This is a genomic window from Denitromonas ohlonensis, assembly GCF_007625205.1.
Taxonomy (GTDB): Bacteria; Pseudomonadota; Gammaproteobacteria; order Burkholderiales; family Rhodocyclaceae; genus Nitrogeniibacter; species Nitrogeniibacter ohlonensis.
This window is the reverse complement of the sequence record NZ_VMNI01000004.1, coordinates 88082-112907: the sequence shown is the minus strand read 5'-3', so window position 1 is coordinate 112907 and position 24826 is coordinate 88082. Positions and strand designations below refer to the sequence as shown.

Sequence of the window (24826 nt, the reverse complement as noted above, 5' to 3'; positions counted from 1 at the left end):
TACTACCCCTAGGGTTTCACCCTATTATTGGAATAAGCTTTCATTTCCATGTCGCTACCACCCCCAAATCGACAAAATCCTTTCTTGATGTGCACTTTTCCCGCACCAGGATTTTCTCGTCGGGGGCTGACGTGGCATAATCATAGGCTTTCGGAAGCGGCCTTGTCGCTTCGTGGTTTCCACATGTGCGCACCACCGCTTGTGGCGTGCACTTCAGGGGTAGCACCTGACGCTCGCGTTTTTTGCCCAACGGCCGCGACGCTCGTTCAGATGCGCTCCGAGAGGACCGCTCGCCACGGCTGTATTGCCGGTGGCGGGCGTTACGGTTTACAACCTGCAATCCTGGAGAATTCCGCGCCATGAACCAATTCGCCGAGGCCGCTCTGTCTGCCGCTCCGGACTACGTCCGCCAAGAAAAGCTCAAACAGTGGGTCGCTGAAATTGCCGCCCTGACCGAACCCGACCGGGTTGAGTGGAGCGACGGAACGCAGGAAGAATACGACCGCCTCTGCGCTGAAATGGTCGACTCCGGCATGCTGATCAAGCTCAACCCGGAAAAGCGCAAAAATTCCTACCTCGCCTTCTCAGATCCGTCCGACGTTGCCCGGGTCGAAGACCGCACCTTCATCTGCTCCGCCGACAAGGGCGACGCCGGCCCCACCAACAACTGGGAAGATCCGGCCGTCATGCGCGGCACGCTCAGCGGCCTGTTCAAGGGTTCGATGCGCGGCCGCACCATGTATGTGGTGCCCTTCTCGATGGGCCCGCTGGGCTCGCCGATTGCCCACATCGGCATCGAAATCACCGACAGCCCCTACGTGGTCACCAACATGCGCACCATGACGCGCATGGGCAAGGCTGTGTATGACGTGCTCGGCACCGACGGCGAGTTCGTGCCCTGCGTGCACTCGGTTGGCGCCCCGCTGGCGCATGGCGAAAAAGACGCCCGCTGGCCGTGCAATCCCGACACCAAGTACATCGTGCACTTCCCCGAGACCCGCGAGATCTGGTCCTACGGCTCCGGCTACGGCGGCAATGCGCTGCTGGGCAAAAAGTGCTTCGCCCTGCGCATCGCCTCGACCATGGCCCGCGACGAAGGCTGGCTGGCCGAACACATGCTGATCCTCGGCGTCGAGTCGCCCGAAGGCGAAAAAACCTACGTGGCGGCCGCCTTCCCGTCGGCCTGCGGCAAGACCAACTTCGCCATGCTGATCCCGCCCAAGAGCTTCGATGGCTGGAAGATCACCACCGTCGGCGACGACATCGCCTGGATCAAACCGGGCAAGGATGGCAAGTTCTACGCCATCAACCCCGAAGCCGGCTTCTTCGGCGTGGCCCCCGGCACTTCCGAAAAAACCAACTTCAACGCCATGGCGACGCTGAAGGAAAACATCATCTTCACCAACGTCGCGCTGACCGACGACGGCGATGTGTGGTGGGAAGGCATGAGCAAGGAAGCCCCCGCCCACCTGATCGACTGGCAGGGCAAGGACTGGACGCCTGCGATGGCCAAGGAAACCGGTCGCAAGGCCGCTCACCCGAACTCGCGCTTTACCGCCCCGGCCAGCCAGTGCCCGTCGATCGACGACAACTGGGAAGACCCCGCCGGCGTGCCGATCTCGGCCTTCATCTTCGGCGGCCGTCGCGCCACCACCGTGCCGCTGGTGTACCAGGCCTTCAACTGGAACTTCGGCGTCTACATGGCTGCCACCCTGGGCTCCGAAACCACCGCCGCCGCCTTTGGCGCGCAGGGCGTGGTGCGTCGCGACCCGTTCGCCATGCTGCCCTTCTGCGGCTACCACATGGGCGACTACTTCAACCATTGGCTGAAGATGGGTCATGTGGTCGAGAACACGCCGAAGATCTTCTGCGTGAACTGGTTCCGCATGAACGAGAAAGGCGAATTCATGTGGCCGGGCTTTGGCGAAAACATGCGCGTGCTCAAGTGGATCGTCGATCGCTGCAAAGGCACCATTGCCGCCAAGGAAACCGCGCTGGGCTGGATGCCGCGCTTCGAGGATATGGACTGGACTGACGCCGGCGTCACCAAGGCCGAGTTCGACGCCCTGACCACCATCGACGCCGACGCCTGGAAGAAAGAGCTCGAGATGCACAAGGAGTGGTTCGACAAGCTGCAAGATCGCCTGCCGCGCCAGATGCTCCTCAAGCGCGAGCTGTTCCAGCTGGCCCTGTCGGCCTAAGCCGCACCACCGGCCGCCTCACGGCGGCTCGTCGCACCAACAAGCGCCGCCGGTCGGCGCTTGTTGCGTTTTCACGCCGCCCCGCGCGCTCTATGATGGCAAGACCCCGCCCCGGAACTCCCCAATGACACGCTCGCCCCTGTCCCTCGCCGACCGCATGACCGACATCCGCCCCTTCCATGTAATGGAGCTGCTGCGCCGCGCCCGCGAACTCGAAGCCCAGGGCCGCGACATCATCCACATGGAAATCGGCGAGCCGGACTTCCCCAGCCCGCCGCCGGTGGTCGAAGCCGCCACCCGCTTTCTGGCGCGTGGCGATGTGCACTACACGCCGGCGCTGGGCATCGCCCCGCTGCGCGAAGCGATCGCACGTTTCTACCAGGACCGTTTCGGTGCCAATGTCGCCCCCGAGCGCATCGTCGTCACCCCCGGCGCCTCGGGCGCCCTGATGCTGGCCCTGGCCGCCACCACCAACCCCGGCGACAGCTGGCTGCTGCCCGACCCCACCTATCCGTCCAACCGGCATCTGGTACGCGCTTTCGAGGGCGTCGCCCGCGCCGTGCCGGTTAATGCCGACAGCGCCTATCAGCCGACGGTCGCCGCGGTCGAAGCCGCCTGGCAGCCCAACACCCGCGGCCTGATCGTGGCCTCGCCCGCCAACCCGACCGGCACCCTGCTCACCCAGCCCGAGATCGAGGCGCTGCGCCAGTCCGTGCGAGCGCGCGGCGGCCACCTGATCGTCGACGAGATCTATCAGGGGCTGACCTATGGCGTGGATTCGAGCACCGCGCTGCAGAGCATGGACGACGTGTTCGTGGTCAACAGCTTCAGCAAGTACTTCGGCATGACCGGCTGGCGGCTCGGCTGGCTGGTCGCGCCCGAAGGCTATGCGCGCGAGATCGAACGCCTCGCCCAGCACTTCTTTATCTCCGCCTCGACCATTGCCCAGCAAGCCGCGCTGGCCGCGTTCAGCCCGGCTTGTCTCGACATCCTCGAATCACGCCGCCAGGCCTTCGCCGAACGGCGCAACATCCTGCTGCCAGCACTGCGCGATCTCGGCTTCAAGGTCGCGTCCGAACCGCAGGGCGCCTTCTATATCTACAGCGATGTCAGCGCGCTCACCGACGACAGCGAAACCCTCGCCCGCCGGCTGATCGAAGAGGCCGGCGTCGCCGCCACGCCGGGCATCGACTTTGGCGACAACCGCCCGCGCCAGCACCTGCGCTTCGCCTACACCACCAGCCAGTCCCGACTGGCCGAAGCCGCCGAGCGGATCCGCCGCATACTGGCGTAAAAAAAGGACGGCGCAATAGCCGTCCTTTTCTTGAAGCCTTGATACTCAGGCGTCGGACTTCGCCGCCACCTCAGCAAGGCGTGCCTGCATCGACAACACCTTCTTGGCGTAGCGCGCGTTCTCGTCGCGTAGCGCGCCACCGTAGTACTGCAAGGCGGACTGCAGCGAGCCGTAGCGGCGCAGCCCTTCCTGGATCACCAGCGCCCCGACCCGCACATTGGTCACGGGGTCAAACAAAGACTCGGGCGTCGCGTCCGGGCCGATCTTGTCCTGATGGAAACGCGGAATCACCTGCATCAGACCTTGCGCCCCCACGGTGCTTTCGGCCATCGGGTTGAAGCTCGACTCAATCGCCATCACCGCCACGATCAGCAGCGGATCCAGGCCCAGCTCTTCGGCCGACTGCTCGGCACGGGCCAAGGGGCGCAGCAAGGCCGTTTGCGACACCCGGTAACGACGTGCCACGTAGCTGCGCACGCGCTCCAGCTCGGGTGACAACTCGGCATCGGCCGTGGCCACGACTGGCGGCGCCTGCAACAGGGCTTCGGGTTCATCAGCCAGCTCGACCGTGGGGCGCACCGGCACCACGGCTTCAGCATGGGCTTGCGCCAGACTGACGATCGGCAAGCCGCGGGCGGCTGACTGAGGTTCGATAACAGAGGCCACCAGGGCCGCTGCCGACAGGAGACCCAGGGCGATCAGACTGCCGTGAGCAAAATGCTTCAGAAATGCGCCGCTATGACAGATGGCGCGCTTCATGACCGTTGCGTTCTTCATGGTGGTCCTCCAAGAGGCCCGCCTCTGCTCACCAGTGCCGCCGTCATGGAGAACGTCGGTACAGCGTGGATCCAGTCCGCCCGGATGGCTTGTCAGCCGGCCGGAGCAGCGAATCCTCGGAGAGTCGGGTCGCCAGTGGTGTCCCGCGTGACCGGTAAGATCACGCACTCACTCGATTTGACGATCCCACCAGGTCAGGGAGCGATCGCCACGCACATGCTGCAACGCAGCACGGATCGCACTCTATTGATTCATATGGATTTTGTCAATTTTGCACCGCTCAAAACGGTGGCAAAAATACCACAAATATGGCGGCGCGCCAGCAGCGGCGCGGCTTCCGGCGGCGAAAAAAAACGGAGCCGAGGCTCCGTTTTTTTCCCATGCAATTAGCAGGGTTTTCTGTCGCTCAGCCTTGCGCCGGAATCCGCAGCATCTGACCCGGATAGATCTTGTCCGGGTGCGACAGCATCGGCTTGTTGGCCTCGAAAATGACCATGTATTTGTTGGCACTGCCGTAGTAGGTCTTGGCAATCGCCGACAAGGTGTCGCCACGCGCCACGGTGTGGAACTTGGCCTCCGGCTCGGGGTTGGTCACCACAATGGTGTCCTGCACCTCGCCCACGCCCGCCACGTTGCCCGCCGCCAGCAGCACTTTCTCGCGCGTGGCCTGATCGGGCGTTGTCCCGCCGACCGACACCACGCCGGCCGCGCCGTCGAACACCACGCTCAACCCTTCGATTGGCAGATTCAGCGTGCGCACATAGTTGGCGATCGCCTCGGCCGCTTTCGCGTTCGCTGCAGCCAGCTTGTCGGCGGACGGATCCTTGGCGGCAGCCTCTTGCGCGGCCTTGGCCTCACCCGTGCCAAACAGCTTCTCGCCCGCTTCCTTGATGAAGTTGAACAGTCCCATAACACCTCCTGCAGTTGGTCAATCGATTCCGGCCATTGCCCGGCTCAGGCCACTTTATACGGCACCCACATGACACGTGCACGCCGGGACAACAAACGTAACACTCAACGCAGCAGCGGAATGACCACGCGCGACCAGTCGAAACACGGGCCCGGATCGGTCTTGCGACCCGGCGCGATGTCGCTGTGGCCGACCACGTCTTCAATCGGGTGCTGGCGGGCAAGGTCGTCGATCAGCGCGTTGAGTTGCGCGTACTGGGCCTCGCTGAACGGCTGGGTATCCGAGCCTTCGAGTTCGACGCCAATCGAAAAATCATTGCAGCGCTCGCAGTCGCGCCAGGTGCTGACGCCCGCATGCCAGGCCCGCGCATGCGTCGGCACGCACTGAATCAGCTCGCCATCGCGGCGAATGAAAAAGTGCGCCGACACGCGCAGATGCGCAATGTCCGCAAAGTAGGGATGCGCCGCCGGGTCCAGCCGGTTGCCAAACAACGCGAGCACGCCGTCGCCGCCGAACTGCTCCGGCGGCAGGCTGATCGCATGCACCACCAGCAGCCGCGCCACCTGGCCGGCCGGGCGGCGATCAAAATTGGGCGAAGCGATCCAGCGCGCGCCATCGAGCCAGCCCGCGGCGTCGAGTTGGCGCACGCGGGTCAGTCCTTCATGCCCAGCCGCTCCATGCGATAGCGCAAAGAGCGGAAGGTCACTTTCAGCAAGCGCGCCGCGGCGGTGCGATTGCCCTCGGTTTCGGCCAGCGCTTCGACAATGGCCTGGCGTTCGGCGGTGTCGAGATAATCCTGCAAGCCGGTGCGCATGGCGTCGCCATGGCCATTTCCCGCCGTGGGCTCACTGCCGATCAGCGGCTCCAGCGCCAGATCCTCGACATGGATGATGTCGCCGGATGACAGCGCCAACGCCCGCTCGAGAATGTTTTCCAGCTCCCGCACGTTGCCGGGGAAGCTATAGCCGCACAGCGCTTCGATCGCTTGCGTCGACAAGCGCGGCAAGGGCATGCCGGCCTCTTCGGCCAGGCGGGCAAGCAAGGCCTCGGCCAGCGAGCCAATGTCTTCGCGCCGTTCGCGCAGCGCCGGCATCTTGAGTTCGATGACATTCAGGCGGTAAAACAAGTCCTGCCGAAAGCGGTTTTCCTCGACCAGCACACGCAAGTTCTGGTGCGTGGCGCTGACGATGCGCACATCCACCGGCTGCTCGGCGGTGTCGCCAATCCGGCGAACGCGCTTCTCCTGGATCACGCGCAGCAGCTTGACCTGCATCGACAGCGGCAGATCGGCGACCTCATCCAGAAACAAGGTGCCGCCGTTGGCGGCCTGAAAGAAGCCATCGCGGTCACTGTCGGCGCCGGTAAACGCGCCTTTGCGATAGCCGAAGAACTCGCTCTCCATCAGGTTTTCGGGGATCGCGCCGCAGTTGACCCCCACAAACGCCCCCGCCACCCGCGGCCCCAGGCCATGAATGGCGCGCGCCGCGCGCTCCTTGCCGCTGCCGGATTCGCCCGACACATACACCGGCGCCTGGCTGCGGGCGAGCTTTTCGATCAGCTGACGCGCCTGCTCCATGGCCTGCGATTCGCCGATCAGAAAGGCGCTGGCGTCCTTGCGGGTTTCTTCATTGGCCGCGTCGGGCAGGCGGAACACCGACTTGATCAGCGCCCGCAGTTGCTCGAGCGACACCGGCTTGGCCAGGTAATCGAAGGCGCCGGCCTTGAGCGCGATGACCGCGTTTTCCATGCTGCCGTAGGCGGTGATGACGGCCACCGGCAGGTCAGCACAGTGCTCGTTGATATAGCGCACCAGCTCCAAGCCCTCGCCATCGGGCAGGCGCATGTCGGTCAGGCACAGGCGGTATTTGTTTTTGGATAGCAGCTCGCGCGCCTCGGCCACCGAGCCGGCGGAGTGGGACCCCAGGCCCATGCGAGTGAGCGTCATCTCCAGCAGTTCGCGGATATCTTCTTCGTCGTCGACCACCAGCACATCGGGGCCGGGTGGGCGGTTGCGTCGTTCAGTCTTGCTCATGGCTGGCTCATTCCGGTGAGGCAGAAGTGCGCGCCGGCCGCGCTATCGCGCAAGGCCAGCGTGGCCCGGTTGGCGTCTGCCAGTTCGCGCGCGATATACAGCCCCAGGCCGGTTCCCTTGGCATGCGTGGTAAAGAAAGGCTCAAACAGGTGCACCCGGTGTTCGGCGCTGATGCCTGGCCCGTCGTCTTCAATGTTCAAACGTGTACGGCCCCCGTCGCTATCGGCAGACACACGGATCGCCCCCGGCGTTGGCGGCGCGTAGCGTCGGGCGTTGACCAACAGGTTCCACAGGATCTGGTGCAGGTGCGCCCGATCAAAGGCGAGCGTCAGCGATTCAGGGATATCGACCACCACTTGCGCCTTGTCGGCCTCGCCGTGCAAGGTGAATTCATCGAGCAGTTCGACGACGAAGGCATGCAAAGGCAAAGCCTCCTGCAAGGCACGATCACGACGCCCCAGCGAGAGCACGTCGCGCACCAGTTGCTCAATGCGCAGCGCGTTGTTATTGATGATGCGGATCAGCTTCGCCTGACTTTCGGCGCGCTTCTCCTCGCCCAGCAACTCGGCCGCTTGCGTGACGGCGGTGAGCGGATTTCGAATTTCGTGGGCAATGCTGGCGGTCAGCCGCCCCAGCGCGGCGAGCTTGATCTGCTGTGCCTGCGCCTGGATTTCGTCGAGATCCTGCAAATAGATGACGGTGTGGCCGGCGTCGCCCTCGGCGCGCACGACGCGGCAGCGCAGCGGCTTGCCGCCCTCGGGGAGGCATTGATGCCCCTCACTGGCCGCGGCGGGGTCCGCCAGCGCGCCGGTGAGCGCCGGAAAGAGATCACTCATCACCTCGCCAATCGGCAAGGGCGCGCCGAGCAAGGCGGCAGCCTGCGGGTTGGCCTGACGGATGCGCAGATTGGCGTCGAGCACGATCGCGCCGTCGTGCATGTCCTCGATGATGCGCTCGTTGATGGCCTGCTGACGGGCCAGATCCGCGCCGCGCGTGCGTGCCAGCAGTTCATTGGTCAGCGCACGCGTTGCCAGCAGGCGCGCCGTCAGTGCGACGCCGAAGAACCCGATGCACACCATGCCGACCACGAAAAAGTCGTTGGCCTCGCCACGATTGAGGAAGCGCACGCTGTTCTCGGCCAGCACGGCCACCGTCGCCGACGCCGCGTAAAACAGCACCCAGCGCCCGTAACCGACCAGACCACCCCCGGCCAGCAAGACCGTGAGCAACATCGGCAGGCCGCCGCGCGTGCCGCCGCTGACCGCCATCATCATCGTCAAGGCGGCGATATCCAGCAGCATCTGCAGGGTCACCACCCGATTGAAACCGAGCCGCTGCACCGCGTCGGGAAAACCCAGCGCCAGCACACCAAACAGGTAGAACGCGGCAAAGGCCAGGAACAGCCCGGGCGCTTCTTCGCCCAGGCCGATGCTCTTGCCGAAGAACAGGAAGATCGCCGCCATGGTCAGGCGGAACAGATTCAGGTAGCGCAGGGAGCGCCGGCGCGCCAGATCGGCGGAGATATCCTCGAAGCTCTCCGTGACGACCATATCTCAGCTTTCGTCGCGGCCGCGCGCGTGCGCTTCGCAGCAAAAGAACACACCGCCGACGCGCACGCCTTCGCTCTCGGGCACATGCACACCGCAGCGCTGGCAGGAGAGCATCCGGGTCGAGGCCTGCGTCTGGCCCGCGCGATCGCGCGAGGCACCCGACTGAGGGCCGGCGCCCGGCGGATGCTTGGGTTTGCTCAACATGCGGCGAACCCAGTAAATGGCAAACAGGACGAGGAGGAAAACGAGGAGTTTCGACACGATCTCGGTGCGCCGCGATGGAAGCGAAAAAGTTTAGCACGCGAGGCGGCACGCGCCCCGCGCTTGGTTCAAAGCGCGACCAGCCGTTCGCAAGCCGCATCCAGCGTGTCGTCATGCTTGGCGAAGCAGAAGCGCACCACGCCCTCATCCTCGGCGGCGGCCGAAAAGGCCGACACCGGAATCGCCGCCACTTTCTTGTCGCGAGTCAGCCATTCGACGAAGGCCATGTCGGACTCGTCGCGAATCGCGCGGTAGCGCGCCAGCTGAAAGTAGGTACCCGAACACGGCAGCAGCTCAAAGCGCGAGTCGGCCATGGCGGCGCGGAAACGGTCGCGCTTGGCCTGGTAGAAGGCGGCCAGGCCGAGGTGACGCGAAGCGTCGGCCATGTAATCGGCCAACGCGTACTGCATCGGCGTGTTCACGGTGAACACATTGAACTGGTGCACCTTGCGGAACTCGGCCATCAGCGCCGCGGGCGCCACCACGTAGCCAATCTTCCAACCGGTGATGTGATAGGTCTTGCCAAAGCCGGACACAATCACGCTGCGCTCGGCCAGCGCCGGGTGGCGGGCGCAGCTCTCGTGCCGGCGGCCGTCGAAGACGATGTGCTCGTACACCTCGTCCGACACGATCACGATGTCGGTGCCACGCACCAGCTCGGCCAGACGCGTCATGTCCTCGGCCGACCACACGCTGCCGGTCGGGTTGTGCGGGCTGTTGATCATGATCATGCGGGTGCGCGGGGTGATGGCGGTAGCCACCGCCGCCCAGTCGGGCCGGTAGTCGGGCGCGTGCAAGGCCAGGCGCACCACGCGGGCGCCCTGCAACTCGATGGCCGGCGCGTAGGCGTCGTACACCGGCTCGAAGACGATCACCTCGTCGCCCGGGTGCACCAGCGCCGTGACGGCGGTGAACAAGCCCTGCGTCGCACCGGCGACGACCGTCACCTCGGTCTCGGGGTCGTAGGCCGTGCCGTACAGGTTGGCCACCTTGGCCGCGATCGCCTCGCGCAGCACCGTCACCCCGGCCATCGGCGGGTACTGGTTGTAGCCCTCACGCATCCAGTGCGACACCCGCTCGAACAGCACCGGCTCGGCATTGAAGTCCGGAAAGCCTTGCGACAGATTGATTGCCCCGGCCTCGGCGGCCATGCGCGACATCACGGTAAAAATGGTGGTGCCCACATTTGGCAGGCGGGACGAAACGGTAACGGCGCAAGCGGGCATGACAATCCAGGCAGCAAAGGCAAAAGCCGATTCTCGCAGAGCGCCTCCGGCACGCCAAGCAAAGCCGCGTCAGCGATACAATGGCGGCCATGAGTGTTCCCATCCCCGCCCCCACCCTGATCCGCGACGGCGCCCGTGTGCGCATCCTCGACCAGACCGCCCTGCCGCATCACCGCGTCACGCTCGCGCTCGACAGCCTCGATGCCGTCGCCCATGCGATCCGGTCCATGCAGGTGCGCGGCGCCCCGCTGATCGGCGCCACCGCCGCCTGCGGTGTCGCGCTGGCGCTACAGACGGCGGCCGACGACGCCACGCTGGAACACGCACTCACCGAGATCGGCGCCACCCGCCCGACGGCGGTGAATCTGCACTGGGCGCTCGCGCGCATGGCCCGCGTGCTGCGCCCGCTGCCGCCGGCCGAACGCCTCGCCGCCGCCGAACGCGAAGCCGACGCCATCATCACCGAAGACATCGCCACCAACGCGGCCATCGGCCAGCACGGCCTCGCGCTGATCGCCGACATTGCCGCCAAGCGCCACGGCCCCGTGCGCGTCATGACCCACTGCAACGCCGGCTGGCTGGCCACGCTCGGCCACGGCACGGCGCTGTCGCCGGTGTATGCCGCACAGGCGGCGGGCATCGACGTCGAGGTGTGGGTGAGCGAAACCCGCCCGCGCAACCAGGGCCTGCTCACCGCCTGGGAGCTGCGCGAGTCCGGCGTCGCCCATCGCCTGATCGCCGACAACGCCGCCGGTCTGCTGATGATGCGCGGCGAGGTCGATCTGGTCATCACCGGCGCCGACCGCGTCGCCGCCAACGGCGACACCGCCAACAAGGTCGGCACCTATCTCAAGGCGCTGGCCGCCGCCGACAACGGCGTGCCCTTCTATATTGCTGCGCCGGTGTCGACCATCGACTTCGCCTGCCCCAACGGCGCGGCGATTCCGATCGAAGACCGCGACGGCGAGGAAGTGCGCGTGCTGCATGGCCGCGATGCCATCGGCGCCACGGCGCAGCTACGCATCGCCCCGGCCGACACCGCCACCGGCAACCCGGCCTTCGATGTCACGCCGGCCGCGCGCATCACCGGCATCATCACCGAACACGGGGTCATGGCGCCCCACGCGCTGGCCACACTCGCCCCATGAGCGCACTCGCCAACAACCTGCTCGCCGTCGCCCGCGGCATGACCGCCGCCCGCCTGTCGGTGGGCACCGCCGGCAATGTCAGCGTGCGCGACAACACGGACGCGGCCGACGGTTTCTGGGTCACGCCCTCCGGCATGGTGCCCGAGCGCTGCGAGGCCGCCGACATGACCCACGTGAGCGCCGACGGCTCCGCCCACGGGCGTCGCGCGCCCTCCAGCGAATGGCGCCTGCACCGCGACATCTACGCCGCGCGGCCCGACGTCGGCGCCATCCTGCATGCCCATGCGCCCTTCGCCACTGCACTGGCCTGCCACCGCCTCGACGTGCCCGCCTTTCACTACATGGTGGCGCGCTTCGGGGGCGACAGCGTGCGCTGCGGCAGCTACGCCACCTTCGGCACCCAGGCGCTGTCCGACGCCACCGTCAAGGCCCTCGAAAACCGCTGCGCCGCGCTCATGGCCAACCACGGCATGATCGTACTGGCGCCCGACCTGGCCACCCTGCTCGACCGCGCCATCGAACTCGAAATGCTCTGCGAACACTACTGGCGCGCCCGCTGCCTTGGCGAGCCGCCCTGCCTCGACGACGCCCAAATGCGCGAAGCGCTGGTGCAGTTCCGCTGGTATGGCCGCCCGCGCCCCCTCGACGCCGACCCGGACGCCCCGCAATGAACACCGCCCTCGACGAAGCCGCCGTACGCGACGCCCTCAAGCAAGTCCTCGACCCCGAAGTCGGCATGAACATCGTCGACCTCGGCCTGATCTACACCGTCGCGCTCACCGACACGCAGATCACCGTCGAGATGACCATGACCAGCCCGGCCTGCCCGATGGGTCAGATGATCATGGATGATGTCGAGGCGACACTGCGCCGCCTCGCCCCCGACCACACCCCTGCCGTCGAACTGGTCTGGCAACCCGAGTGGACCCCCGCCATGATGAGCGACACGGCCAAGGCCCACTTCGGCTGGCAAGCCGGCGATGTCTGATCTGCCCCCCTGGCAGCGCGCGCCGCTGCTGGTACTCGGCTTTGCGGGGCTGATCACCGGCGTGCTCGCCGGCCTGTGGCGCCTCGCCTGGCCCACGCCCGACTTCGTCGCCGGTGCGCCGCATGGCGCGCTGATGATGTGCGCCTTCTTCGGCACCCTCATTTCACTCGAACGCGCCGTCGCCGTCGGCCAGCGCTGGGCCTATCTGGGCCCGCTGGGCGGCGGCCTCGGCAGCGCGCTGCTGATCAGCGGCATCGCGCCCGCCATGGCCACCGTGTGCTTCATCGCCGGTGGCATCGTGCTGGTGCTCGCCTCGCTACATGCCCAGCGCAAAGCACCCGCCCTGCACGCCCGCGTGCTGACCCTCGGCGCGGCGGCCTGGCTGGTCGGTGTGCTGGTGTGGGCGCTCACCGGCACGGTCGACCTGGCGCTGTGGTGGTGGGCCGCCTTCCTGATCGTCACCATCGCCGGCGAGCGGCTGGAGCTGTCGCGCCTGATGCGGGTCAGCCCGCGCATGCAGCAGATCTTCATCGCCCTGATCGGCCTGCTGATTGCCGGCGCCTCGCTCGCCGCGCTCCCCGTCGGCCCGCACCTGTTCGGCCTCGGCGCGATCGGCCTGGCGATCTGGCTGCTCAAGCAGGATGTCGCCCGCCGCACGGTCAAAACCACCGGCCTCACCCGCTACATCGCCGTGTGCCTGCTCTCGGGCTACCTGTGGCTGGCGCTGGGCGGCGCGGTGCTCGCCGTGCTGGCCCCCGGCGCCGGCAGCATCGGCTGGGACACCGCGCTGCACAGCCTGATGGTCGGCTTCGTGTTTGCCATGGTGTTCGGCCACGCGCCCATCATCCTGCCGGCGGTGCTGCGCGTTCGGTTGCCATATCACCGCGGTTTTTATGTACCCTTGGCCCTGCTGCACCTGAGCCTAGTCCTGCGCGTGGCCGGCGACCTGTTCGAACACCACGGGCTGCGTGCCGATGGCGCGCTGGGCAACGCCGCTGCCATCGGCGTGTTTCTGCTGATGATGATGACTGCCGTCGTGACCCGCCACGGCAGCAAACACCCATGACCGCCGTATGCCCACAAGGCCCGGCGGCACACACTGGAAGCTGCATCGCATGAATTCGCGACGCGCACGATGCGCGTGATCCGGCCCCTTCGCCGACTCCTGAAGCACTTCGGCCTCGCCATGCTATTGGCGGGCGTCCTCGCTGCGGCCACCGAGGCGGTCTACAAGAATGCGCTCGATGCGCAGCGCGACCGCGTCTACGCCGAATTCCAGCTCGCCGCGGGTCAGCACATCGGCACCCTGCGCAAACGCGTCGAAGCCGTACTCGATCTGCAGCACCTGCTGGGCGACCATGTCGACGTGGCCGGCGCCGGCAGCGCAAAAGACTTCGAGCAGATCAGCGGCTCGCTGATGCGGGTGCACACCTTCATCAAGGCCATCGCACTGGCTGACGTCGACAACAGCGTCACCCCCCCGCTGCGCTTCCCCGCCCGCCATGTCGCCACCCGCGCCGCCTGGCCCAGGCGCGGCACCGATCTGGCCATGGAAGGCCTGCAAGCGCAGGAAGCCGTCCAGGCCGCGCTGCGCACCGGCGCCATCATAGCCACCCCGCTGCTCAGCCCTGAAGCCGAAAACGGTGAAGGCATCCGCCTGTTCTCGCGTGCGGGCCAGCATGTGCTCGGGATCTACATGCACCTGAGCGAGCTTGCGCAAAGCACGCTCTGGGCCGGCATGGACCCCGACGCGCGCAACATGGCCTTCACCATTCTGGACACCACCACCGACCCGCGCAGCGCGCCCGAGGTGTACCGCGACACCATCGGTGACAACTTCGAGACCGCCTACGTTGAGGTCATCGAGTTCGCCGCCCGGCGCTGGCTGATCATCGCCACCCCCACGCCCAACCACTTCGAACTGGCGCCCGCCGCATCCATCGAGCGCCAGCGCGCCACCGGCTGGGCCATCACCCTCCTCGCCGCGCTGCTGGTCGCCTTCTTGCAAACCCGCAACGCCGTCATCCGCGATCGCGTGCGCAGCAGCACCGCCGAACTGGCCGAGACCAACCGCATCCTGGCCGACACCAATGCCACACTGCAGGCCGAGGTCGCCCAGCGCACCGCCTCCGAAGCCGCCCTGCGCACCAGCACCACGCTGCAGCAAGCCATCTTGCACAGCGCCGACTACGCCATCGTGCTCACCGACACCGACGGCATCATCCGCGTCTTCAACCCCGCCGCCGAAAACATGCTCGGCTGCGCCGCCGACCTGGTGGTCGACAAGCGCACCCCCATCGACTTCATCAACACCGCCGCCATGGCGCGCATGGAGCGCGCCACCGGCAAGCGCGGTTTTGCCGCCGTGCTCGACACCGCGCGCGGCCTGTCGACCAACGAACCGGTCGAAGTGGAGCTGACCGGCGCCGACGGCCGCAACATCCCGGCCGCCGTATCGATCTCCCCGCTCATCGACGCGCAAGACGGCCGCATCACCGGCTACCTCACCATCGCCTCCGACATCACCCACCGCAAGGCTGCCGAAACCCGCATCCTGCATCTGGCCCATTTCGACCCGCTCACCGAGCTGCCCAACCGCAGCCTGCTCGGCGTGCGACTCGAGTCCGCCCTCGAAGCCGCCGGTCGCTTCGAGCAATCGCTCGGCGTCCTCTTCCTCGATCTCGACCGCTTCAAGAATGTCAATGACTCCCTCGGCCACCAGGCCGGCGACGCCCTGCTCAAAGCCGTGTCCGGACGCTTCCAGCACTGCGTGCGCGAACAGGACACCGTCGCCCGCATGGGGGGCGACGAGTTCATCGTGGTGCTGCCCGAACTCGAAAGCCGGGAGCAGGCCGCCGAAGTGGCCGAGCGCATCGTCGAAGCCCTGAGCGCGCCCTTCGACATCAAAGGTCACCGCCTCACCGTCACCCCCAGCATCGGCATCGCCATCTACCCCGAAGACGGCAGCACCGCCGATACGCTCATCCAGCACGCCGACGCCGCCATGTACCACGCCAAGGACGCCGGCCGGAACAACTACCAGTTCTACGAATCGCGCCTGTCCACGCTGGTGTCCACCCGACTTACCCTCGAAAACCGGCTGCGCCGGGCGCTCGAGCGGCAAGAGTTCGAGCTCTATTATCAGCCTCAGGTCGACATCGCCTCCGGCGACTTCATTGGCCTCGAAGCCATGCTGCGCTGGAACGACCCCGACGAAGGCCCGGTCGAACCCGACACCTTCATCCCCATTGCCGAAGACAGCGGCCTCATCGTCCCCATCGGCGCCTGGGTATTGCGCACCGCCTGCGCCCAGGCCGAAGCCTGGCGCCGCAAACACCTCATCGACGTCCCCGTGGCCGTCAACCTCTCGGCCCGCCAGTTCGACGAAGCCAGCCTGCTCGACACCGTCGCCGAGGTCCTCGAAGACACCGGCCTCCCCGCCGATCGCCTCGAACTCGAACTGACCGAATCGCTGATCATGCGCAACCCCGAACTCACCGCCGACGTCCTCGACGGCGCCAAACGGCTGGGCGTCATGATCGGCGTCGACGACTTCGGCACCGGCTACTCCAGCCTCGCCTACCTCAAACGCTTCCCCATTGACCGGCTCAAGATCGACCGCTCCTTCATCGCCGACATCGAAACCGAACCCGACGACGCCGCCATCGCCGAAACCATCATCGCCATGGCCCACACCCTGCGCATCCAGGTCCTCGCCGAAGGCGTCGAAACCGTCGGCCAGCTACGCATGCTCCGCGGCTGGGCCTGCGACGCCTACCAGGGCTACCTGTGCAGCCGACCGCTGCCCGCGGATGACATGAACGCATTGCTGAAGGGATTGCGGGCAGCGCGCTTGTGCGGCTTGCCGGAGATGGGGAATGGGTGACCGGCCCCCTTACGGACTGTCACGTTTTGCTAAACGCTCGCTATCACTATGGATTGTCAGCGCATCCGTGTTCGCAACAGCACAAACAACCGATGAAGATCTCGGTCGGCAATGGGCCAGGTGCGCGGAAGAGGCTCGCTTAGCAGAAGAATTCCTGGCCAAGAGTCCCGGCCAGAAGCGAACGCTACGCGAGACGTCCTCAATCTTGGGCGCCTATGCGGCGGCCGCCTTGGGAGAGAAGCGGGCCGAAGACGAGCGAATTCGTATTCACGACGATTTCGTGTTTAGCTCCCTGAGACAAACATCGGATCTTCTCAAAGACAAGTTCTCGCGTTGGAGCGTAACTGCATCCGTAAACGCAAAGGCCTGCGCCGCGAGTTTCGGCGACCACCGCCAGCGTTTCCAAGCACGCGTTCAAACGCTACTAAGAGCCTCTTCACGGCGAAAAGACGCCAAAGATATCCAATAAGCCGCATTTGGCTGCGCGAAGTCATGTGGCCTACGCTTCGACGTTCCGTTGGCCGGGTTTCGCCCCGGCGGGCGACCTACTTTCTTGCTTGTGCAAGAAAGCTAGGCAAAGAAGCACAGCCCGCTTTCGCGCCCCTGCGGGGTTCCCGCCCTCCGGACGCCCCGGGCGGGGTGCTTCGCGAACTCGCCCTGCGGGCTCAAACAGCGAAGCCCCTTTTTCCGCCCGGCACATCCTCCGGTTGGCGCGGCAGAGGGCGGATCGATCGCACCCGACTCGACCATTGGGGGCGTAGGGTGGTCAGCTTTGCTGCCCACCAAGCGGCGTTTGTCGTGAGGCACGATGGTGGGCGGCAAGCCGCTAACCCTGCGGCGTAGCACCGTGGCCTCTCAAAGAAGGCGATGGCGAAGCCGAGCCCGCGGGCCTCTCCCCTTCTGTACCGCCGAACGAAGCCGGCGGTACAGCGGGGGCGTTTTCTTGGTGACTTCTTTGTCGCGACAAAGAAGTCACTCGCCCGCCGGGGCGAGACCCGGCCAACGAACCGCCGCAATCCGCAAACCCCGAGTCAGTAGCACTCACACCGTGACGTTCCTCGCCCTCGCATCCCCGCCGTTTGACTAGCGGCGTAGTTATCCACCAATCGGCCAGCACGATTCTCGGCGGCACATCGCGACACGCACGCAGCGGCCTCGCTCGGCACCTCCTTAAGTAGATATGAAGCCAAAAAGAGCAGTGCTATCACACCAACGAAAACCACGGTAACCATGACGCTCACGGGCAGGTGACTCTTGCGCTTACGCGGCAGCAACATCAGAACCGACTCGTCCCCGCCGGCACCCCCAGATCCGCAAAATCCACCTCGCCCTTCTGGTCGAAGGGCACGCCGCCGAACAGCCCACCGGTGTAAAGCGTGCCGTGAATCCGGTAGTCAATGCGCTCCTGCCCCTTGGCCATGGCGCCGAACTGGCGCAGCAGGCCGGAGAGCGAACTGACGGCCTCCACCTCCAGCATCGCTTCGCTCAGCCGCGGCACGGTGACGGTCTGGTTGCTGACGCCCTTGGCGAAGGGTTTGCCGTTGAGTTCAACGGTGAAGCTCAGGCCATCGACCGGGATCTCGGCGTCGTTGGGGTTGAGCACCCGCAGGCTGAGGCCGAAGCGCTGCTCGAGCAGGCCGACATCGATCAGGCGCAAATCCGACACCGAGACTTCGGGCGGTTTCATATTGAGCGGCAAGCTGGCGCAGGCGGCCAGGCCGAGGGTGGCCAATGCGACGAGTGCGGTGCGGCGAGTGATGGGCTTCATTCGGTCGTCCTCCTGTCCTGCGGTGCCATGGCGTCGAGCACGGTGATCAGCGCGGCGGTGTCTTGCCGGGCGCCGCCGCGGGCCATCAGGGCATTGAGCTGTTGTCCGACGGCGGCGGCGATGGGCAGCGGTGCGCCGAGGGCATGGGCGTCGGCCATGATGAGGCCGAAATCCTTGTGGTGCAGCCGGGCGTCGACGCCTTTGTCGAAATCGCCGGTGACCATGCGCTCGCCCATCACCTCGAGCACCCGCGAACCCGCCGAGCCGCCCATCAGGGCGGTGCGCACCTTGGCCACATCGACGCCGTTGGCGGCGGCCAGGTGCAGGGCTTCGGCGCTCGCTTCAATCGCGGCGACCATGATCATCTGATTGCAGGCCTTGGCCACCTGACCGGCACCGGCCTCGCCGATGTGCACGATGCGACTGCCCAGCACCGCCAGCACCGGCTGCAGCCGCGCCAGCGTGGCCGCGTCGCCGCCGACCATGATCGCCAGCGTCGCCTCGAGCGCGCCTTTGGGCCCGCCGGAGACCGGCGCATCCAGCCAGTCGATACCGCGCTCGGCGTAGCGGGCGGCGAGTTGCCGGGCGGTCGCCGGCGCGATGGTGCTCATGTCGACATGCGCTGCGCCGGCGGCAAAGCCGGCGAGCAGGCCATCGCTGCGCAAGACCAGATCGTCCACATCGGCGCTGCCGCCGACCATAGTGATCACCAACTCGCTGCGCGCGGCCAGTTCGGCAGGTGACGCGCACCAGGCGGCGCCCTCGGCAAGCAGCGCAGACGCCGACGCTTCACGCCGCGCCCAAACCGCCAGCTCATGCCCCGCACCGATGAGGTGGCGGGCCATCGACTGGCCCATATCGCCCAAACCAATAAAGCCGATCTTCATGCCGCGCCTCCGCTCATCGCCTCAAACAGCTTGAGCATGGCGACCGAGTCGTCCTCGCCCATGCCACGGCCGACCAGCGCATTGAAGAGCTGCGCCGTGGCCGCGGCGGCAGGCAAGGCAAGGCCGTGCGCATGCGCTTCTTCCATGACGATGCGCAGGTCTTTCTGGTGCATCCAGGCCTTGAAACCGGGGGTGAATTTTCGGTCGATCATGCGCTGACCGTGGTTGTCGAGGATGCGGCTGTTGGCAAAACCGCCGAGCAGCGCCTCGCGCACACGGGCGGGATCGACCCCACTCATCTGCGCAAAGTTGAAGGCTTCGGCCACGGCAGCCACACCCACGCCGGTGACGATCTGGTTGCAGGCCTTGGTCACCTGACCGGCGCCCGACTCGCCCACCCGCGTGACGCTTTTTCCCATGGCCTGAAAGGCCGGCAAAGCGGTGTCAAACGCGGCTTGCTCACCACCAACCATGATGGTCAGCGTGCCGGCAATGGCACCGGTCTCGCCGCCCGAGACCGGCGCATCGAGCATGCTCACGCCGCGCGACTTGAGTTGCGCGGCGATATCGCGCGCCGCCGCCGGGGCGATGGTGCTCATGTCGGCAAACACCAGGCCGTCATGCGCGCCGTCGGCCACCGCCTGTGCCACCTCAGCCACCTGTGGCGCATCCGGCACGCAGGAGAACACCACGTCCGACGCCGCCGCCACCTCGGCGATACTCGCCCGCGCCACCGCGCCCGCCGCCGTCACCGCCGCCAGCGAGGCCTCGCGCCGCGCCCACACGCTGACCGGGAAACCGGCCTTGCGCAGATTGAGCACCATGGGCCGTCCCATCAGGCCCAGACCGATAAAACCGATGTTCATGCACGCACTCCGAGCAGATCCGATCCGTCGATTCTACGCGTGCGGGCCCGTCGATTGGTCAGGGGACGTTACAGCACGCTGACGCCCACGCCGGTGAATTCGCTCAAGGTCTGCATCACGGTCTCGCTCGGCAGGCCACGCACGATGAACACCAGCCGGCTGCAGCGATCGTCAAAGGGGGGGGTGTCGGGCCAGGCCGGCAGGCTGACCGCGGGGTAGATGCTGTGTTGCACGCACTGGATGACGCGCGGCAGCGGATCGCCGCGCACATTGAGCACGCCCTTGATCCGCAGGATGCGGTTGCTATAGGCCTGCAGGATCAGGTTCAGCCCATCGGAAAACTCCCACCACGGCAGGGGCGCGTCGAAGCGCAGCACATAGCTTTCGACGCCGTCGGTGTGATACGTCACCGGGCCGGTCGGCGCCGCTTTGCCGGGCTTGCGCCACGATGGCACCGCCGCGGCGGCGGCACGGACCTGCGCCTCGCCCAGCCAGTCGGCGACTTCGGGCAGCTTGCCGGTGGCGGTGTACAAGCCGCAGCCAAACAAGGCATCGACCGAGACCACGCCTTGCGACACCGGAATCTGCCGCGCGCCGGGGTTGAGCGTGGCGAGCGTCGTTTGCAACGCGGCAATATCGGCCGGCGCGGCGAGGTCGCACTTGGTGAGCAGCAGGCGGTCGGCCATCGCCACCTGGCGCATGGCTTCGCGGTGTGCCTTGAGTTGGCCGGCGGCGTGGGTCACGTCGACGGCGGTGACCACGCCGTCGCAACGGTAGCGGTCGGCGATGAAGGGTTCTTCCATCAGCGTGTGGATGACCGGCGCCGGATCGGCCAGGCCGGTGGTTTCGAGCAGCACGCGGTCGATGGGCGGGATCTCCTTGCGGAATGCCTGCATGAACAAGCGCTTGAGCGCCGCCACCAGATCGCCCTGCACGCTGCAGCACACGCAGCCGCCGTCGAGCACGATCAGGGTTTCATCGACCTGCTCGACCAGATGGTGATCGACGCCGACATCGCCCAACTCGTTGATCAGCACCGCCACCCGCTCGGCGCCGGGGTGGCGCAGCAGGTGGTTGAGTACGGTGGTTTTGCCGGCGCCGAGAAAGCCGGTCAGCACGGTCACCGGAATCCGGCGGTCAGTGTCAGTCATGGTTTGATCCTGGTCATAATCACGATGCGTGGCCGTCGCCGGCCACCCGGAAGCCTGCCATAATCCGCGCCATGACCTACGCCCCGTTTATCAAGGAAATCGGCCGCGGCGCCAAAGGCGCCAAGCCGCTCACCGTCGACCAGGCCGCCAGCCTGTTTGGCGACATGCTCGACGGCCGCGTGCCCGATCTGGAACTGGGCGCGATCATATTGTCGCTGCGCATCAAGAGCGAATCGCTCGACGAGCTGGTCGGCTTCAAGCGCGCCATGGACGCCCGCAACGCAACGCTCACGCTACCCGACGGCCCGCGCTGCGTGCTGCTGCCCAGCTACAACGGCGCCCGTCGACAGCCGAACCTGATGCCGCTGGTCGCGCTGCTGCTGGCGCGCGAGGGCGTGCCGGTGCTGATTCAGGGCCGGCATGACTTCGACAGCCGGGTCAGCCCCTTCGACCTGCTCGCCGCGCTCGACGTCCCGCTGCGCGCCGACGCCGCGGCCGCCAGCGCCGCGCTGGGCTCACACAAGATTGCCGCGCTCTCGCTCGAGGCGCTGCTACCCGGCCTCGACCGCCTGCTCGCCCTGCGCCCGCGCCTGGGCGTGCGCAACAGCGGCCACACGCTGGCCAAGCTGCTCGACCCGATGCCGGGGCGCAGCGTACGCGTGGTGGCGGTGACCCACCCCGAGTATCTGGTGCGGATGGACGAGTTCCTGCAAGTCGACGGCGGCTGCGCGATGCTGATGCGCGGCACCGAAGGCGAGGGCTACGCCAACCCGCGACGCCGCCCGACCATGGCGCTCTACAAGGGCACCGGCGCGGCCGAGACGATGGAAGGCGAAGGCGGCGGCGCGCCGCCCAACCCACAGGTGCCCGACCTGCCCGATGTCGCCGGCAATGCGCAACTGATCCGCGCCATGCTCGACGGCACCACGCCGGTGCCGGCACCGATCCGCACCCAGGTGGACGCCCTGATCCGGCTCGCGCACGGCGACTGACGCCCCAAACTGGTGCGGGCGTTTTGCGCGCCGCACCATTTGCAATCTTGATTCAGAGCAAATTTAAGCCAAGCCCTTATTCGGGGCATGGCATGGCGGTTGCTACTGTCCGGACAAAGGAGATTCAATGTCCGAGACGAAATCCACCTGCTGTTACTGCGGCGTCGGCTGCGGCCTCATCGTCGAACACGATGCCGGCCAGATCACCGGCGTGCGCGGCGACCCCGACCACCCGGCCAACTTCGGCCGGCTGTGCACCAAGGGCGCCACGCTGCACCTGACGGTCGCCGCCGACACCCGCTCGCAACGCGCGCACACACCCGAGCTGCGCACCGACCGCAGCGCCACGCGCCAGCCCACCGACTGGGCCACCGCGCTCGATCATGTCGCCGACCGCTTTGCCGCGATCATTCGGGAACACGGCCCCGACGCCGTCGCCTTCTACGGCTCCGGCCAATGGCTGACCGAGGACTACTACGTCTTCAATAAGCTGGCCAAAGGCCTGATCGGCACCAACAACCTCGACACCAACTCGCGCCTGTGCATGTCCAGCGCAGTGGCCGGCTACAAGCTGAGCCTGGGCGCGGACGCCCCGCCGTGCAGCTACACCGACATCGACGCCACCGATTGCCTGTTCATCGCCGGCTCCAACACCGCCTTTGCCCACCCCATCGTGTTCCGGCGCATCGAGGCCGCGCGCGAGGCCAATCCGGACATGAAACTGGTGGTGGTCGACCCGCGCCGCACCGACACCGCCGAAGCCGCCGACCTGCACCTGCCGATTTTGCCGGGCACCGACATCGCGCTGTTCAACGCCATGCTCCACGTCATGCTGTGGGAGGGCTGGCTCAACCGCGACTACATCGCCGAGCACACCGAAGGCTTCGACGCGCTCAAGCGTCTGGTGCGCGAATACACCCCGGCCATGGCCGCGGCCGTGTGCGGCGTGCCCAAGCGGGACATCGAACAGGCGGCGGAATGGTTTGCCACCCGCCCGGCCACGCTGTCGATGTACTGCCAGGGCCTCAATCAGTACGCCTCGGGCACCCACAAGAACGCCGCACTGATCAACCTGCACCTGGCCACCGGCCAGATCGGCCGCCCCGGCGCCGGCCCCTTCTCGCTCACCGGCCAGCCCAACGCCATGGGCGGGCGCGAAGTCGGTGCCCTGGCCAACCTGATGTCCGGCCATCGCGACATGAGTGACCCCGCCCACCGCGCCGAAGTGGCGCGCCTGTGGGGTGTGCCCGAAGTGCCGTCGGCACCGGGCAAACCGGCGGTTGAACTCTTCGAAGCGCTGAAGAACGGCGAGATCAAGGCCGTGTGGATTGCTGCCACCAACCCGGCCCAGTCCTTGCCCGACCAGGCCATGGTCCACGCCGCGCTCGAAGCCGCCGAACTGGTGGTGGTGCAAGACACCTACCGCCACACCGAAACCGCGGCCTACGCCGACGTGCTGCTGCCAGCGAGCGGCTGGGGCGAAAAGGACGGCACGGTCACCAACTCCGAGCGCCGCATCAGCCGCACCCACGCCGCCGTGCCGCCGATCGGCGAGGCCCGGCACGACTGGGAGATCGCCTGCGACTTCGCCCACCGCCTCGGCCCGCGCATCGGCAAGGGCGCGCAGGCCTATGCCCAGTTCGGCTTCGACTCGGTGGAAGCGGTCTGGCAGGAGCACCGCGAAAGCACCCGCGGGCGCGATCTGGACATCACCGGCCTGAGCTACGCCAAACTCGACGCCGACGGCCCGCAGCAATGGCCCTTCCCCGACGGCGCCACCGCCGGCCGGGTGCGCCTGTATGAAGACGGCGTGTTCCCCACGCCCTCCGGCAAGGCGCGCTTTGTCGCCACCGACTACGTGGTCACTGCCGAGAGCCCGAGCGCGCGCTACCCGCTTCACCTGATCACCGGCCGCCTGCGCGACCAGTGGCACAGCATGACCCGCACCGGTCTCGTGCCACGCTTGTACAACCATGAACCCGAACCGCAGCTGCACATGCACGCCGAGGATCTGGCGCGGCGCGATCTGGCCGACGGCGACATCGTGCGCGTGCGCTCCCGTCAGGGTGCCGTGGTGCTCAAGGTCATCGCCAGCGACACCGTCCGCCAGGGCCAGAGCTTTTTGCCCATGCACTGGGGCGGCAACACCATGGCCGGCACGCTGGGCATCAACGCCCTGACCCCGTCCGTCACCGATCCAACCTCGAAACAACCCGAACTCAAGCACGCCGCCATACAGGTCGAAAAACTGGCCGCCGGCCACGCGCTGATGGCCATGCGCCGGATTACCGACACCAGCGCCTTCGACGTGCTCGAAGCGCTGCGCGCGCAGATGAAGGATCTGCCCTACGCCAGCCTGACGCTGGCCGGGCGCGAGGTGCCGGTGGTGGTGCTCAAGGCACGCGCCGACGAAGCCGACACCGCGCTGCTCGACGCGGTCGACGCCGCCATGGGCCTGGACGACCCGGCGCACACCCTGGTGTATGCCGATGCCCACCGCGATGTGGCCAAGCGCGCCCGGGTCGACGACGACATTCTCAATGCGGTGCGACTGTCGGGCGAGACCCGCGCCGCCGAGTGGCTGACCGAACTGATGGTGCGCGGCGAGCCCGCCGCCCCGGTGCGCCCCTGGCTGCTCGCCCCGCTCACCCAGCCGCCAGCCGGCCAGCCCGCGCGCGGCAAAGTGGTGTGCAACTGCTTTGATGTGTCGGAGGAGGCCATCGTCACCGCTTTCCATGCTGGCGAAAGCCTCGAACAACTGCAGACACGCACCCGGTGCGGCACCAACTGCGGCTCCTGTCTGCCCGAGCTGAAGCGACTCGCCGCACGGTCGTGAGGGCGGAAATGATATAACTAGGCCACGGCAGGGCATCGAAGGCCCCGCCGTCG

General features: G+C 66.7%; 22 protein-coding genes. 11 read left to right on the top strand and 11 right to left on the bottom strand.

The window, feature by feature from the left end; translation table 11 throughout:
- Window positions 1–359 precede the first annotated feature (359 nt).
- Window positions 360–2201 (top strand): phosphoenolpyruvate carboxykinase (GTP), encoded by a 1842-nt coding sequence (locus FHP89_RS04320; protein ID WP_144179222.1) that lies wholly within the window; start codon window positions 360–362, stop codon window positions 2199–2201.
- Between the two features lie 124 nt (window positions 2202–2325).
- Complete coding sequence (locus FHP89_RS04315) at window positions 2326–3495, top strand: pyridoxal phosphate-dependent aminotransferase (RefSeq protein ID WP_144179221.1); 1170 nt, start codon at window positions 2326–2328, stop codon at window positions 3493–3495.
- Window positions 3496–3540: 45 nt separating this feature from the next.
- Here FHP89_RS04315 and FHP89_RS04310 read toward each other — a convergent pair whose 3' ends face one another.
- Window positions 3541–4272: a transglycosylase SLT domain-containing protein gene (locus FHP89_RS04310; protein ID WP_144179220.1), complete on the bottom strand. Its 732-nt coding sequence runs from the start codon at window positions 4270–4272 to the stop codon at window positions 3541–3543.
- A gap of 147 nt (window positions 4273–4419) precedes the next feature.
- Here FHP89_RS04310 and FHP89_RS04305 point away from each other — a divergent pair, with 147 nt between their 5' ends.
- The gene (locus tag FHP89_RS04305; RefSeq protein WP_144179219.1) at window positions 4420–4662 is read left to right on the top strand and encodes a hypothetical protein; all 243 of its coding nucleotides are present in this window, start codon (window positions 4420–4422) and stop codon (window positions 4660–4662) included.
- A gap of 16 nt (window positions 4663–4678) precedes the next feature.
- Here the strand turns inward: FHP89_RS04305 and lysM are convergent, their stop codons facing one another.
- The 6 genes from lysM to FHP89_RS04275 all read right to left on the bottom strand — a co-directional run bounded on the left by lysM (window position 4679) and on the right by FHP89_RS04275 (window position 10251).
- Window positions 4679–5182, bottom strand: coding sequence for a peptidoglycan-binding protein LysM (gene lysM / locus FHP89_RS04300; protein ID WP_144179218.1), 504 nt, complete (start codon window positions 5180–5182; stop codon window positions 4679–4681).
- A gap of 104 nt (window positions 5183–5286) precedes the next feature.
- Entirely contained in the window at window positions 5287–5829 is a 543-nt protein-coding gene (gene ampD, locus FHP89_RS04295) for a 1,6-anhydro-N-acetylmuramyl-L-alanine amidase AmpD (protein WP_222105306.1), read from the bottom strand.
- 5 nt (window positions 5830–5834) lie between these two features.
- On the bottom strand, window positions 5835–7214 hold the full coding sequence (locus tag FHP89_RS04290) for a sigma-54-dependent transcriptional regulator (protein ID WP_144179216.1): 1380 nt from the start codon (window positions 7212–7214) through the stop codon (window positions 5835–5837).
- Entirely contained in the window at window positions 7211–8764 is a 1554-nt protein-coding gene (locus tag FHP89_RS04285; RefSeq protein WP_144179215.1) for a two-component system sensor histidine kinase NtrB, read from the bottom strand. Before FHP89_RS04285 ends, FHP89_RS04290 begins: the two co-directional genes overlap by 4 nt.
- Before the next feature lie 3 nt (window positions 8765–8767).
- Window positions 8768–9025, bottom strand: coding sequence for a PP0621 family protein (locus FHP89_RS04280; RefSeq protein ID WP_144179214.1), 258 nt, complete (start codon window positions 9023–9025; stop codon window positions 8768–8770).
- Between the two features lie 68 nt (window positions 9026–9093).
- Window positions 9094–10251, bottom strand: coding sequence for a pyridoxal phosphate-dependent aminotransferase (locus FHP89_RS04275; RefSeq protein WP_144179213.1), 1158 nt, complete (start codon window positions 10249–10251; stop codon window positions 9094–9096).
- An 89-nt stretch (window positions 10252–10340) separates the two neighbouring features.
- Here FHP89_RS04275 and mtnA point away from each other — a divergent pair, with 89 nt between their 5' ends.
- The 6 genes from mtnA (at window position 10341) to FHP89_RS04245 (ending at window position 16742) form a co-directional block, all read left to right on the top strand.
- Window positions 10341–11399: an S-methyl-5-thioribose-1-phosphate isomerase gene (mtnA, locus tag FHP89_RS04270; RefSeq protein ID WP_144179212.1), complete on the top strand. Its 1059-nt coding sequence runs from the start codon at window positions 10341–10343 to the stop codon at window positions 11397–11399.
- Window positions 11396–12070: a class II aldolase/adducin family protein gene (locus FHP89_RS04265; protein ID WP_144179211.1), complete on the top strand. Its 675-nt coding sequence runs from the start codon at window positions 11396–11398 to the stop codon at window positions 12068–12070. Before mtnA ends, FHP89_RS04265 begins: the two co-directional genes overlap by 4 nt.
- Entirely contained in the window at window positions 12067–12387 is a 321-nt protein-coding gene (locus FHP89_RS04260; RefSeq protein WP_144179210.1) for a metal-sulfur cluster assembly factor, read from the top strand. The genes FHP89_RS04265 and FHP89_RS04260 overlap by 4 nt, the downstream gene beginning before the upstream one ends.
- Window positions 12380–13453 (top strand): hypothetical protein, encoded by a 1074-nt coding sequence (locus tag FHP89_RS04255; protein WP_144179209.1) that lies wholly within the window; start codon window positions 12380–12382, stop codon window positions 13451–13453. Before FHP89_RS04260 ends, FHP89_RS04255 begins: the two co-directional genes overlap by 8 nt.
- Before the next feature lie 75 nt (window positions 13454–13528).
- Window positions 13529–16273 (top strand): putative bifunctional diguanylate cyclase/phosphodiesterase, encoded by a 2745-nt coding sequence (locus FHP89_RS04250; RefSeq protein WP_186300368.1) that lies wholly within the window; start codon window positions 13529–13531, stop codon window positions 16271–16273.
- Window positions 16266–16742 carry a hypothetical protein gene (locus FHP89_RS04245; RefSeq protein WP_144179207.1) on the top strand — a complete coding sequence of 159 codons (477 nt, stop codon included), beginning with the start codon at window positions 16266–16268 and terminating at the stop codon, window positions 16740–16742. Before FHP89_RS04250 ends, FHP89_RS04245 begins: the two co-directional genes overlap by 8 nt.
- Window positions 16743–17549: 807 nt before the next feature.
- Here FHP89_RS04245 and FHP89_RS04240 read toward each other — a convergent pair.
- The 4 genes from FHP89_RS04240 to FHP89_RS04225 all read right to left on the bottom strand — a co-directional run bounded on the left by FHP89_RS04240 (window position 17550) and on the right by FHP89_RS04225 (window position 20945).
- Window positions 17550–18041, bottom strand: a complete 492-nt coding sequence (locus tag FHP89_RS04240; RefSeq protein WP_144179206.1) for an LEA type 2 family protein — start codon at window positions 18039–18041, stop codon at window positions 17550–17552.
- Complete coding sequence (locus FHP89_RS04235) at window positions 18038–18928, bottom strand: NAD(P)-dependent oxidoreductase (RefSeq protein WP_144179205.1); 891 nt, start codon at window positions 18926–18928, stop codon at window positions 18038–18040. Before FHP89_RS04235 ends, FHP89_RS04240 begins: the two co-directional genes overlap by 4 nt.
- Window positions 18925–19794: an NAD(P)-dependent oxidoreductase gene (locus FHP89_RS04230; protein WP_144179204.1), complete on the bottom strand. Its 870-nt coding sequence runs from the start codon at window positions 19792–19794 to the stop codon at window positions 18925–18927. The genes FHP89_RS04235 and FHP89_RS04230 overlap by 4 nt, the downstream gene beginning before the upstream one ends.
- 68 nt (window positions 19795–19862) lie before the next feature.
- Window positions 19863–20945 carry a CobW family GTP-binding protein gene (locus tag FHP89_RS04225; protein ID WP_144179203.1) on the bottom strand — a complete coding sequence of 361 codons (1083 nt, stop codon included), beginning with the start codon at window positions 20943–20945 and terminating at the stop codon, window positions 19863–19865.
- A gap of 71 nt (window positions 20946–21016) precedes the next feature.
- On the opposite strand from FHP89_RS04225, the gene ybiB reads away from it, so the two are divergent.
- Complete coding sequence (gene ybiB, locus FHP89_RS04220; protein WP_144179202.1) at window positions 21017–21937, top strand: DNA-binding protein YbiB; 921 nt, start codon at window positions 21017–21019, stop codon at window positions 21935–21937.
- 127 nt (window positions 21938–22064) lie between these two features.
- Window positions 22065–24773 carry a nitrate reductase gene (locus FHP89_RS04215; RefSeq protein WP_144179201.1) on the top strand — a complete coding sequence of 903 codons (2709 nt, stop codon included), beginning with the start codon at window positions 22065–22067 and terminating at the stop codon, window positions 24771–24773.
- The last annotated feature ends 53 nt before the right edge of the window (window positions 24774–24826 follow it).